The 12904-nt window shown below is 70.3% G+C and carries 10 protein-coding genes; 8 read left to right on the top strand and 2 right to left on the bottom strand.

Going from position 1 to position 12904, the window contains the following annotated elements; translation table 11 throughout:
* Positions 1-241 precede the first annotated feature (241 nt).
* Entirely contained in the window at positions 242-2941 is a 2700-nt protein-coding gene (locus IW248_RS05765; RefSeq protein ID WP_196925996.1) for an RICIN domain-containing protein, read from the top strand.
* Positions 2942-3125: 184 nt separating this feature from the next.
* Here the strand turns inward: IW248_RS05765 and IW248_RS32900 are convergent, their stop codons facing one another.
* Together IW248_RS32900 and IW248_RS05775 are read right to left on the bottom strand one after the other, a co-directional pair.
* Positions 3126-5255 carry a ThuA domain-containing protein gene (locus IW248_RS32900; RefSeq protein ID WP_196925997.1) on the bottom strand — a complete coding sequence of 710 codons (2130 nt, stop codon included), beginning with the start codon at positions 5253-5255 and terminating at the stop codon, positions 3126-3128.
* Between the two features lie 189 nt (positions 5256-5444).
* Positions 5445-5798, bottom strand: coding sequence for a glyoxalase superfamily protein (locus IW248_RS05775; RefSeq protein WP_196925998.1), 354 nt, complete (start codon positions 5796-5798; stop codon positions 5445-5447).
* A 78-nt stretch (positions 5799-5876) separates the two neighbouring features.
* Between IW248_RS05775 and IW248_RS05780 the strand changes: the two genes are divergently transcribed.
* The 7 genes from IW248_RS05780 to IW248_RS05810 all read left to right on the top strand — a co-directional run bounded on the left by IW248_RS05780 (position 5877) and on the right by IW248_RS05810 (position 12843).
* Positions 5877-6434, top strand: a complete 558-nt coding sequence (locus IW248_RS05780; RefSeq protein WP_196925999.1) for a hypothetical protein — start codon at positions 5877-5879, stop codon at positions 6432-6434.
* Between the two features lie 450 nt (positions 6435-6884).
* Positions 6885-8114 carry a cellulose-binding domain-containing protein gene (locus IW248_RS05785; RefSeq protein WP_196926000.1) on the top strand — a complete coding sequence of 410 codons (1230 nt, stop codon included), beginning with the start codon at positions 6885-6887 and terminating at the stop codon, positions 8112-8114.
* A 209-nt stretch (positions 8115-8323) separates the two neighbouring features.
* Positions 8324-9328, top strand: coding sequence for an ABC transporter substrate-binding protein (locus IW248_RS05790; protein WP_196926001.1), 1005 nt, complete (start codon positions 8324-8326; stop codon positions 9326-9328).
* On the top strand, positions 9325-10113 hold the full coding sequence (locus tag IW248_RS05795) for a class I SAM-dependent methyltransferase (protein ID WP_196926002.1): 789 nt from the start codon (positions 9325-9327) through the stop codon (positions 10111-10113). The genes IW248_RS05790 and IW248_RS05795 overlap by 4 nt, the downstream gene beginning before the upstream one ends.
* Positions 10114-10223: 110 nt before the next feature.
* On the top strand, positions 10224-11213 hold the full coding sequence (locus IW248_RS05800; RefSeq protein ID WP_231396197.1) for a FecCD family ABC transporter permease: 990 nt from the start codon (positions 10224-10226) through the stop codon (positions 11211-11213).
* The gene (locus IW248_RS05805; protein WP_196926004.1) at positions 11210-12061 is read left to right on the top strand and encodes an ABC transporter ATP-binding protein; all 852 of its coding nucleotides are present in this window, start codon (positions 11210-11212) and stop codon (positions 12059-12061) included. The genes IW248_RS05800 and IW248_RS05805 overlap by 4 nt, the downstream gene beginning before the upstream one ends.
* 140 nt (positions 12062-12201) lie before the next feature.
* The gene (locus tag IW248_RS05810) at positions 12202-12843 is read left to right on the top strand and encodes a GNAT family N-acetyltransferase (protein ID WP_196926005.1); all 642 of its coding nucleotides are present in this window, start codon (positions 12202-12204) and stop codon (positions 12841-12843) included.
* Positions 12844-12904 lie beyond the last annotated feature (61 nt).

Here is a 12904-nt window from a genome sequence, read left to right on the forward strand (position 1 = left end):
GTACTCATCGGCGGCCACTCGAAGCCTGCGAGGCGTCCGGAGCAGGAAGTAACCGTCTCGAAACCTTGACTTCACGCTCGATACACCTATATATACATATATCTATGTATTTGGGCCGCAGCCATCCTTCCCGGGTGGTCGGCGACGCCGGCACATTCGTCGAATCGATTCGAGTCTCGGCCTTGAGGCTGTGCCCTGAACCGGTGTTGCGGAGCTGGCGGACGAGTCACAGGAGGTAACCGTGCATCGTACGAACGTCCGCTGGGGTGGCCGATTGTCGGCGTTGGCCAGAGGGCTGGCCGCGACCGTGGCGCTCGCCCTGCCCCTGACGCTGGGTGGCCTGACCCTGGCGCCCCCCGGGTCGGCCCTGGCCGCGACGCAGAGTGTCGCGGCCGCCGGACTTGACGGTGTGGCGGCCGGTAACGCCGCGATCACCTCGGTCGACCTGGCCGGGACGTGGAACTTCACGCCCGCGGGTCGGGCGGCGACCACGATCGCGGTACCTGGTGGCGGCTGGTACAAGCAGGGCTTCACCGACGTGAACGAGGCGGTGTACTCGCGCAGCATCACCGTGCCGGACTCGGGGCAGCCGCAGTCGACCTGGATCGAGTTCGGCGCCGTCAACCACCAGGCGACACTGTCGGTCGACGGCCGCGTGGTCGCCACCCAGACGACGGCGTTCACCCCGTCGAACTTCGACATCAGCGCGTACACGGCGCCCGGCACCACCCACACGATCAGCGTGAACGTGAAGGGCCGCGGCGCGTTGAAGGCATCCAACGGCCGGTACCTGGTGCCCGACGCCGCCACGTGGTCCGAGGCGATACCGCAGGGGATCTTCGGGTCAGCGTTCCTGCGGGTGTACCCGGCGGTGTACGTCAGCGACACATTCGTTCGTACGTCGGTGGCGAACAAGACAATGACCTACGACGTGACGGTGCGGAACACGTCGGGCAGTTCCCGGTCGGTGACGTTGACCGGGTCGCTGTCGTCGAACAACGGAACGGCTTTCAGCTACCCGGCACTGCCCAGCCGCACGGTCACCGTGGCGGCCCGCTCGACCGTGACCGTGACCGTCGGGCCGGTCGCGTGGAACCTCGACAGCACCTCGTACTGGTGGCCCAACGTGCCGTACCGGTCGGGGTACCGGGCGCAGCTGCACGGGCTGACGGTGCATGCCGTCACCGACGACGGCCGGACGAGCGACGCCGAGTACCGGTTCGGGTTCCGGGAGGCCACCCAGAACGGTGACTACTACTACCTCAACGGTGTGCGCGTGAACTTCCGCGGCGACAACCTCCAGGGTGCCGACTACGACCGGATCAACAACGGCGGCAAGGGCGACGCGTACCACACCCTGCCCGGCTTCCTGCCCCCGTCGTCCGGCAACGGCGGCTGGCCGCAGGCGGTGGACAACTACCAGCGGCTGAACTACAACGTGGTGCGCATCCACCAGGAGCCCGGCAGCCCGTACATGTTGGATGTCGCCGACGAGATGGGCCTGATGATCATCGACGAGGTCGCGATTCGCGGCTCCCAGTCCTCGCAGGAGTGGCAGAACTCCGTCGGGCGCGACAACATGATCAACCACGCCCGTGCGCTGGTCCTGCGCGACCGCAACCACCCCGCGATCATCCGCTGGAGTCAGAACAACGAGCCGAACCAGAGCGGCCAGGATTCCGAGCAGTTCGAGAAGGACCTGTACGCGGCGATGAACGGCGCCGACGGCACCCGGCCGATCATTGTCGAGGTGGGCGTCGGCGGGAATGTCAGCCTGTATCCCGGGATGACGTACGCCAACTTCGCGGTGATCCCGCACTACGTCGACGGCTTCGGCAGGTACGGCGAGGGCCTGATCACCGTGAATGGGCGGCCCGACGGCGAGGGCGAGTACATCTGGCCGGCATGCAACAACAAGCAGGGCTTCGAGTGGTTCGCCACGGCAACCCTGGCCAAGCGCGGCAAGGGCGCCACCGACCTGCGTCCGTACACGCTGCTGTCGGCCTGGGCCAGCGTCGTGCCCGGCGTGCGGAGCACCGACTTCACCCCGGAGGAGGGTGGTCACCCCATCTACGGCGTCGACAACCTGCCCGACCCGTGGAGCAACCCGCAGATCCAGCGCGTGCAGGCGGCGTTCAACCCGGTGGCCGCGGTCGACCTCCCGTACTGGTCCGCCTCCGGCAATTCGGACTCGAACGGCAGCTTCCCGCTGGCGCAGGCGGTACCCACCTACGCCCGCAACGCCACGGTGACCCGCAACATCACCGTGTTCAACGACGACTTCACCAACACCTCGGTGAACTTCGCCTGGACCGCCCGGCTCGACAGCCCGACCGGCGCGGTCGTCGCGTCCGGCAGCAGCAACCTGACCATCCCACTCGGCTCACGGGTCACCCAACCGGTGTCCTTCACCGCCCCCGCCACCGGTAGCCGCGTGTACCTGCAACTGTCGACCACGAAGTCCGGCAGCACCGTCTTCACCGACGCGGTCGAGTACCTCAACCTCGGCGGAAGTGGCGGAACCGGGCCCGCAGCAGGCACCTACCGCATCGTCAACCGCAACAGCGGCAAGCCCCTCGCCATCGCCGGCAACTCCACCGCCGACGGGGCCAAGGCGGTCCAGCAGAGCGGCACCCCCACCTGGACGATCAGCACCACCCAGGACGCCTACACCCTGCGCTACACCGCCTCCGGAAAGATGCTCGACGTCAACGCCGGCAGCACCACGACGGGCCTGCAACTGCAGCAGTGGTCGGCCAATGGCGGCACCAACCAGATGTGGTACCTGCGGCCCACCGGTAACGGCTACTACACCATCGTCGCCCGCAGTAGCGGACTGGTAGCCGACGTCTCGGCCGCCTCGACCAGTGACGGGGCGCAGGTCGTGCAGTGGACCGCCAACGGCGGGACCAACCAGCAGTGGCAGTTCGTACCCGCCTGACCAGTAGTAGAGGTGAGCGTCAAGTCCGGCCGCCGGTAGCGGGCTGCCGATTGTCGCGCCGACTCGGGGGCACGGTTTGTGCCCCCGAGTCGGCCGCGATCCATCAAGGTGGGACACGAGCTAACGATCCGAACAGACACGGGCCCGGTCCGCTCGCTACTTGTACGTGAGCCAGGGCTCGCGCTCAGCTGCCGTGCACCTCCAGCTCCCACAGCGAGTAGCCGTACGCGGGCAGGGCCCGCTGGGTGCCCTGGACGCGCAGGTAGCGGCCGGTGGCCGAGATGGCGATGTCGTCCACGCCGCCGTCGCCAGTGGTCGTGGTGTGCACGGGCGACCAGGTGACGTTGTCCGGGGAGACCTGGATCTGGTACGAGCGCGCGTACGCCGCCTCCCAGGTCAGCCGTACCCGGTCGAGGGTGCGGGACGCCCCGAGGTCCACCGAGATCCACTGCGGGTCGGCGTACGCGCTGCCCCAGCGGGTGGTGGCGTTGCCGTCCACGGCGTTGCCCGCCACGTGCGCGCTGCCCGGCTCCACGCTGGACGTGGTGACCGGCCGACCACGGGAGAGCAGGCTGCCGCCGGCGGCGGTGCCGTAGACGTTGAGGTCCCACAGCGAGTAACCCCACTGGGTGGCGCGTTGGGTGCCGTACACCCGCAGGTAGCGGCCGGTGCCGGTGACAGTGAGGTCGTCGACGCCGCCGTCACCGGCGGTCGTGCTGTGCAGCGGCGACCAGGTCACGTTGTCCGGCGACACCTGGACCTGGTACGCCCGCGCGTGCGCCGTCTCCCAGGCCAGCCGCACCCGGTTGATCGCGTACGAGGCCCCCAGGTCGACGGTGATCCACTGCGGGTCGGCGTACGCGCTGCCCCAGCGGGTGGTCGTGTTGCCGTCCACGGCGTTGGCCGCCGCGTGCGCGCTGCCCGGCTCGACGCTGGAGGCCGTGACCGGCCGGCCCTGGGCCAGGTCGGTGGCGGGCGGCTCGCTCGGACCGTCGGTCTTGATCCGCACGTTGCGGTAGTTGATGTCCATCCCGGCGCCGTCGTTCTGCAACCCGATGTAGCCGTTGGTGATGGACCGGCCGCTGACGTAATCGTTGATCTTGACGCCGTTGAGCCAGATCTCGACCCGCTGGCCGTGCACCCCGATCTCGTAGGTGTTCCACGAGCCGGGCGCGTTGAGCGCCGCCGCGCGGGTGGCCTGGTTGGGTGCCTGGAAGCTGTAGACGCTGCCGGTGGTGCGTGTCGGGTCGCCGTCGGTGGCGTCGATCTGGATCTCGTGACCGGCGGCGACCGGGCCCCACGGGTCGCCCTGCGGATCGGGGAACCCGATGAAGACCCCGCCGTTGTCGTCGCCCGGCATCATCCAGTCGACCTTCAATGAGTAGTTGGCGAAGGTGCGCACCGGGTACCAGAGCAACCCCATGCCACCGTTCGACGTGAGGGTGCCGTCGGCCACTGTGAAGCCGCCCGGACCCGCCTGCCGCCACTGCCCGAGGCTGGCCTGGCTGCCGTCGAACAGCGGGGTGTAGCCGGGCTCCGACCGGCAGTCGGCCGCCACCGCCCCGGCCGCCACCTGGATGCCGCCGAGCAGCATCCGGGTGAAGTTCGGGTCGGCGTAGCTCTGCTCGGTGTGGCCGAGGCCGGTGTACCAGGAGCGTCCGCCGCCGTAGCTGTGGCACCAGGTGATCGGGTGGTCACCACCCATCGACCCACCGGTGTACGACGACTCGTCGAGGTTGGCCAGCACCTTCACCGCGGAGCGGGGGTTGGTCCGGTAGTTGTACCACTCGTCGGTGCGGGTCCAGGTCGACGGCAGGTGCGCGGTGGAGGCGTTGGAGCGGTCCTCGACGCGTACGGTCGCCTGCTGGGTGGCCGGGTGCGAGGCGAAGTACCCGCCGACCAGCCCGCCGTACCACTGCCAGTCGTATTCGGTGTCGGCGGCGGCGTGCACTCCGACGAAGCCGCCACCTGCGGCCACGTACGCCTCGAACGCGCCCTGCTGGCCGGCGTCGAGCACGTCACCTGTGGTGCTGAGGAAGACCACCGCCTGGTACTGGGCGAGGTTGGCAGTGGTGAAGGTGGCCGCGTCCTCGGTGGCGGTGACGGTGAAGCCGTTCGCCGCGCCGAGTTGTTGGATGGCGGCGATGCCGTTCGGGATGGAGGAGTGCCGGAAGCCGGCGGTCTTGGAGAAGACCAGGACCTTGCCCAGCGGTGCGGCCTCGGCCGGGGTCGAGGCCACCGTCACCGCCCCGGCGGCGAGGGTGAGTCCGGTGGCGACGGCGACGGCGAGCGTGCTGATGGCGCGTCTGCGCATGCAGGGCTCCTTGTGAGGAAGTGCCCGGTGTGCCCACGTCCGCCGAAACGAGGGCGATGTCGAGACGACGCGGAGTGATGCCACCAGGCTGGCTTGACACCAACCGGATGAACATCGATCCACATCGTTGATATGCAGTTAACATCGGCCGTCGGTAAGGGTCAATCCCTCGGGATTGTCCGGATCGCCTCAGGAGCGGTGCGCCGCCACGTTGATGACGTTGCCGTCCGGGTCGCGGACGAAGAACCGTCGCACGCCCCACGGCTCGGTGGTGAGCGGGTGCACGATCTCGTAGCCGAGCCGCTGTGCCTCGGCATAGGCGGCGTCCACGTCGTCGACCTGCACGCTGATCACCGAGTCCTCGGGTGCGGTCGCGTCGCCGGAGACGAGCTGCACTGCCACGTCGGGGTCGGACGAGGTGTAGCGGGCCACCCAGCCCAGGCTGAACGCCTCGGTGCTCAAACCGAGAAAGTCGGTGTAGAAGCCCTTCGCGGCGCTGACGTCAGCCACCGGAAGGTTGGGCAGAATGCGGATGACGCGCATGCACACCTCCAACTCGGATGATCGGGACTCCGTGATTATCCGCCTGACACCGCAGTCGCCATGGTGGATCGTCAAGGAGTGGCCGCCACCGATGACCTGAGAGATCCCGAGAACTGGACTGGCGGGTTCTACGAGCTGATCCTGATCCTCGGTGCAGCCGATGACGCCCGACTCGATCGGGCCGTGGCTTCCCTGTGGCGGGCCGCCGACGTCGACGAGTGCCGCGTCGGGGCTGACCTGGTCGAGGTGACCCCCGGCGCGGACGCGTTCGCAGTGGACGGGCACCTGCGCGGGACGCTCACTCTGCCGTCGGGTGGGCGGGTGGTGTGTGGCAGCTACACCACCAGGTGCGAGGGCATCGACAGCCTGGAGCTGTACCTTCCGCTCGGTGCGCTCGCCCGGGCGGACGAGAGGACCGGCGGCTTCCCCTTCGATCACCGTAGCGGCGTCGAGTCGCTGACCTGGCGCGCCCCACTCGACAGGTGGCTGGCCGACATCGCCGTCACGGTGTACGTCGACGTGCCATTCACACGCGCCGTCATCGGCTTCGAGGTCGACGAGGACGCCGACATGAGCTACCGCGCTGGCCTGTTTCCGGGCACCAACGGCATGGACTTCCGCCCGGCGACCGCCTGAGTCGGTGACGCGAGTGCGACTCGTTCTGTCGCCGCTCTGCTCTCTGCGCTGACTGTCACGGCCGTACGACTTCGGCCCGCCCGCCCGGAGGTTGCAAGCAGCCCTGGAAACATGTCCCTGCGCTGCGATCTTGCACTTGCTGTCCCGACGCAAGGGGCATCCAGCCTATGCCGAAAACTGGACGTGCAAGATCGATGCCGCAGGGGAGTGTCGCCCGCGCTTGATTCAATAGGCATTCGTCAATAGATTGAGGGTGGGCGCCGCCGGGGTCCGGGGGACCGGGCCGTCGGCGACTGACAGGTCCACCCCGAGCCGGGCATTTCGGTCGTACGCGCGACCGGTCGCTGTGGCGCACCGCCGCGCCGCATCCAGGGCACGTTGCCGCACCGCGTCCGTCCAGGACGCGCCGCCGCACCGCCTCCGCTCAGCTTGATGGCAGAAGGACCCTTCATGACGATTTTCCGTGCCCGCCCCGCCGCGACCCTGCTGGTCGTCGCCGCGCTGGCCACCGCCGCGACCACCACCGGAGCGGCAGTGCTCACCGGCCCGGCCACAGCCGCCCAGGGTTGCCGGGTCGACTACACGCCGAACCAGTGGCCCGGCGGATTCACCGCCACCGTCAAGGTCTCCCCGGGGGACACCGCCGTCTCCAGTTGGACCGTCACCTGGACGTACGCCGGGGACCAGCGTGTCACCAGCGGCTGGAACGCCACGGTCAGCCAGTCCGGATCGACGGTGACCGCCCGCAACGCGTCGTACAACGGCAGTATCCCGGCCGGCGGCTCCACCGAGTTCGGGTTGCAGGGCACGTACGCCTCCAGTGCTGGCGCGCCGACCGGGTTCAGCCTGAACGGCGTCCCGTGCAACGGCGCCACCCCACCGCCGACGACCCCGCCGCCGACCGACCCCCCGCCGACCGACCCCCCGCCGACCGACCCCCCGCCGACCGACCCGCCGCCGACCGACCCGCCGCCTACCACCGAGCCGCCGACCGGGTGCGCCGGCGCGGTGCTCTGCGACGGCTTCGAGAGCCAGAGCGGTTCGACGCCGTCCGGTGACTGGGCCGTGGTGAGCCCGGACTGTTCCGGCGCCGGTACCGCCACCATCGACACGGCCACCACGCACAGCGGCAGCCGGTCGGTCCGGATCAACGGTGCCGCCGGGTACTGCAACCACGTCTTCATCAGGTCCACCAAGAACCTCAGCGGTGTGGGCAACGTCCGCTACGGCCGGATCTGGGTCCGGCACACCACCGCCCAGCCCACCGAACACACCACGATGATGGCGATGGCCGACGCCGCCGACAGCAACAAGGACCTGCGGTTGGGTGGCCAGAACGGCGCGTTGCAGTGGAACCGCGCCTCCGACGACGCGACCCTGCCCGAGCAGAGCCCGGCCGGGGTGGCGCAGAGCCTGCCGCTACCCACCAACCGGTGGACCTGCGTCGAGTTCATGGTGGACGGTGCCGCCGGTCAGCTGCGTACCTGGGTGGACGGCGCCGCCATTGCCGGGCTGACCGCTGACGGCTCGCCGACGCACGACATCGACGGCCAGTGGTACAACCGCACCTGGCGGCCGCAGCTCACCGACCTGAAGCTGGGCTGGGAGAGCTACGGCGGCGGAGCCGACACCCTCTGGTACGACGACGTCGCCGTGGGGTCCAGCCGGGTCGGCTGCTGACCCTAGGTCGGGGGCGGCGACCGTCAGCGGTGCGCCGTCCGGCCGGTGGGTGCGTCAAGGGTGTGACCCGGAAGCTGGGTCACACCCTTGACTGCGTCGGCGTCGACCTGGCCGGGCTGTGGCCGGAACGCCCGGCGGAGTCCGCGCAGGTTGGCGCACCGCACCCCCGCCTGCCAGGCCGCCGAGGCGCTGTTGATATGTTCCCGCTTATGAAAACCGTTTCCGTTAAGGTTGGCCTGTGTCTGGTGCTGGCCGCCGCCGGGTGCTCCGACGGTGGAGCCGCCACACCGGCCGCGCAGGGCCACCTGGCCGCCCCGGTCCACCTGACCAACTGCGGACTGTCCGTCGGCATCACCGCGCCACCCCAGCGGGCGATCGCGCTGGAACAGAACGCCACCGAGATCATGCTCAGCCTCGGTCTCGCCGACCGGATGGTCGGCACCAGCTACCAGACCGACCCGGTGCTGCCCGAGCTGCGCCCGGCGTACGAGAAGGTGCCGGTGCTGGCCAAGCTCTACCCGTCGCGGGAGGCGGTCCGGGCCGCGAACCCGGACTTCGTCTACTCGACCTACACCTCCGCGTACGCTCCGGACGCCGCAGGCCCGCGCGCTGACCTGGCCACGCTCGGCGTACCGGCGTACCTGTCCGAGTTCGCCTGCGAGAAGCCGGCGGACACCACCCAGACGGTCACCTTCGACGGGATCTTCGATGAGATCCGCGACATCGCCGGTGTCTTCGGCGTCCCGGAGCGGGCCGACAAGCTGATCCACGACCAGCAGGGTCGGTTGGACGCCGCGCGGGGTTCGGTACCGACGGCCACGCCGAGCGCCGGCCCGTCACTCCTCTGGTACTACTCGGGAACGCACACCCCATACGTGGCCGGGCACGGTGGGGTTCCGGACGCGATCAGCTCGCTGCTGGGCGTCCGCAACGCGTTCACCGACGCCAGCCAGAAGTGGCCCGCCGGCAACTGGGAGGAGATCGCCAAGCGCAACCCGGACGTCATCGTGTTGGCCGATCTGACCAGGGGCGGCGACGGCGACAGCGCCCAGTCGAAGATCGACTTCCTGCGTCGCAACCCGGTGACGTCGAAGCTGGACGCGGTGGTCGCCGGACGGTTCGTCACCGTCCCCGGCTCGTCGATGGATCCGTCGATCCGCAGCGTCCAGGCGGCGGAACTGGTCGGCGCCAACCTGCACGGGACCGCACGATGACCCCGCCGGCCGGCACCTCGGTCGCGGCACTGGATCAGTCGGCCGCCCGGCGCCTGCTCGAACTGTGGAACGACCAGCAGTCCGCGTACGTGGCCCACCGCGACCTGCGGTTCGACGCGATGGCCGACGTGCTGCGGCTGCACTGTCCGGACGACCCGACCATCCTGGATCTGGCCTGCGGTCCCGGCGCGATCAGCGACCGGATGCTTGCCGAGTTCCCACGTGCCACCGCCATCGCGGTCGACTACGACCCGATCCTGTTACAGGTAGCGCGGCGTGCCCTGGACCGGTACACCGCACGGGTCGAGGTGCACGACGTCGACCTGGTGGCCGACGGTTGGGAGGACGCGCTGGCCGGACGGCGAGTCGACGCCGTGCTCACCTCGACGGCACTGCACTGGCTCGCGCCGGAGCAACTGCTGCGGGTCTACACCACCGCGGCGCGGCTGCTGCCCGCCGGTGGTGTGCTGCTCAACGCCGACCACCTCCGCTACGACGAGTCGGCGCCCGCCCTGCGCGACATCGCCGGTCGGCACGACGCGCAGGTGCAGCAGGAGACATTCGCCGCCGGAGCGCTCACCTATTCCGCCTGGTACGCCGAGGCGGCCCGACACCCGGAGCTGGCCGGGCTGGCCGCCCAGCGGGAACAGCGGTTCGCCGACCGACCGCCGCAGGCCCCGGCCTCACTGGAATTCCACCTGGCGGCCCTTCGCACGGCCGGCTTCGCCGAGGTCGGCACGGTCTGGCAGTACCTCGACGACTACGTGGTGTTCGCCCGCCGATGAACCTGCGAGCCGCACGATCCCTCGCCTCGGCGGGCGGTCCGCCCGCGCCGACGGGACGGGAGTCACCACCCGCTACCGGCATTCCGAGAACCGGTCGGTACCTCCTGCCGTTGACCCTGCTCCTGCTGCTGGTCACCATCGCGGCGGCGGTCAGCGTGGGTTCGGCCGATCTGCCGATCGACAGCGTCCTGCGCGCGGTGGCCAGCCACGTGGGCCTGCCGGTCCACCCGCTACCGGCCCTGCCGGACAGCATCGTGTGGGATCTCCGGCTGCCCCGGGTGCTGTTGGCCGGGTTGGTCGGCGCCGGTCTGGCGGTGTGCGGAGCGGTGCTCCAGGCGCTCACGCGTAACCCGCTGGCCGACCCGTTCCTGCTCGGTGTCTCGTCCGGCGCCTCGACCGGCGCGGTGGCGGTGCTGGTACTCGGAGTCCAGATCGGCGCCGGCCCGGTCGACCTGACCACCGGCGCGTTCGTCGGCAGCATGGCCGCGTTCGGCGCAGTGCTGCTGCTGGCCGGCCGGCGGGCCGGCGAGCCGACCCGGATCGTTCTCGCCGGGGTGGCCGTCTCGCAGCTCTTCAGCGCGGTGACCAGCCTGATCGTGATCTCCGACGCCCACACCCAGGACACCCGCAGCGTGACGTTCTGGCTGCTCGGCTCGCTGACGGCGGCCTCCTGGCCGTCGGTGGCGCTCAGCGCCGTGGTTGTCGGCGTCGGCCTGCTGGTCTGCTGGGCCAGTGCGACGGCGCTTGACGCGTTCGCGTTCGGCACCGATACGGCTCGCTCGCTCGGCTTCTCTCCCGGGCGTACCCGGCTGCTGCTGTTCAGCGTCACCGCCCTGGTGGCGGCTGCGCTGGTCGCGGCGAGCGGCGCCATCGGTTTCGTCGGGTTGACCGTGCCGCACGCCGTACGGTTCCTGTTCGGCTCCCGGCATCGGACGTTGCTGCCCACCTGCGCGGTGATCGGGGCGATCTTCCTGATCTGGGCGGACACCGTGGCGAGGACCGTCTTCGCGCCACAGGAACTGCCGGTGGGTGTGCTCACCGCGTTGCTCGGGGTGCCGGTGTTCGCGCTGGTCATGCGACGCCGGACCGGTACGCCATGATCGGGCCGGACACCGCCGGCCGGCGCGGGGGAGGCAGCGGTCGGGCGACAGGCGATCCGGACCCGGCGCGGCTGCACGCGGACGGGGTCGGGTGGGGCGTGGCAGGCGTACGGATCCTGGCCGGGGTGGCGCTCACCGCCGAACCGGGCGCCACGGTTGGGCTGCTCGGGCCGAACGGCTCCGGCAAGTCGAGCCTGCTGCGGCTGCTGTCCGGGCTGGCCCGTCCCGATTCCGGGCGGGTGCTGCTCGACGACGTCGCGTTGGGCGCGATACCCCGGCGGGCGCTGGCTCGGCGGATCGCGGTGGTCACCCAACAGGTGGCCACCGATGTGGAGATGTCCGCACTGGAGGTGGTTCTGCTGGGCCGGACCCCGTACCGGCCACGCCTCGCCGGGGTCGGCGCCGCCGATCTGGACCTGGCGCGGCGCGCGCTCGCAGAGGCCGGCCTGGCCGGCTTCGAGCAGCGGCGCTGGTCCAGCCTCTCCGGCGGTGAGCGGCAGCGGGTGGACCTGGCTCGCGCTCTGGTGCAGGAACCGGACCTGCTGCTGCTCGACGAGCCGACCAACCATCTGGACATCCGGCATCAACTGGAGTTGCTGCGGTTTCTCGCCGAGTCGGCCAGCACGGTCGTGGTGACCCTGCACGACCTCAATCTGGCCGCCCAGTACTGCGACCGTCTGGTGCTTCTGTACGGCGGCCGGGTGGTCGCGGCGGGCACGCCCGTCGAGGTTCTCACCACGAGCCGGATCGAGCAGGTCTACCAGGTGCGTACGGACGTCGACATCGCCGCCGACGGCCGACCCCGGATCTGGTACCGCAGCCACGCGATTCAGGCGCCGACGGGCTGACGAAGCGCGGGCTGGGACACCGCGGCGCCCAGCGCCGTACCCCACGCGGGAGGATGTCCGAACACTGTTTGGTCCGCGCGGGTGGCAAGGGGGCGTCCCCCTCGGCAGCCGTGCGGTCGGGGACCGAGGAGAGGGCGACAATGGACCACACGTTGGCCGACATCCTGGACGCGGCGGCGCACGGGCACTTCCCGCCGCCGGACGGCGGGACCACAGTGGTTCCGCAGCCCAGCCGCCGTGACGCCGGGGTCATCGCCTTCACCGGGCACTCGGTGGTGTTCACCGACGAGGACCCCCAGTGGGTACGTCGCACGCTGGCGACTGTCGACTGCGACCCTCTGGCGGCCACGATGAATCCGCGTTTCCTGGGCGCGCTGCTCGACCGCACCCGGCGCTCCATGGACACGATCGACCTGCTGACCGTGGCGAGCAGCCTTGCCGGGCCTCCGCCAGTGCAACTGGGTGAGCTGGCCGACGCCGATCATCCCCGCGAGGTCAGGGCACGTCGACGCCGTGACGACGTCCGCGTCTGGGCCGCCGAGGGCGGGGTGGTCGTTCTCGGGCGAGGGGTGGCCGGCCGTTGGGAGGCGGCGATCGAGGTCGACGACGAGCGTCGTCACCGGGGCCTGGGGCGGGCGCTGGCGACGGCCGCCCGACATCTGGTGCCCGACGGGCAGCCGGTCTGGTCCCAGCAGGCCGCCGGCAACGCGCGCAGCGTGCGCGCTTTCCAGGCGGCGGGCTTTCGACCGGTGGGCGCGGAAGCGGTTCTCCTTCAGACCTAGGAACCGCGCTGCGAGCCGCACGTACCACTGTGGGCCAAACCGTGATCAGCAGGAGGTTTCC

It is taken from the genome of Micromonospora ureilytica (genome assembly GCF_015751765.1).
Lineage (GTDB): Bacteria > Actinomycetota > Actinomycetes > Mycobacteriales > Micromonosporaceae > Micromonospora > Micromonospora ureilytica.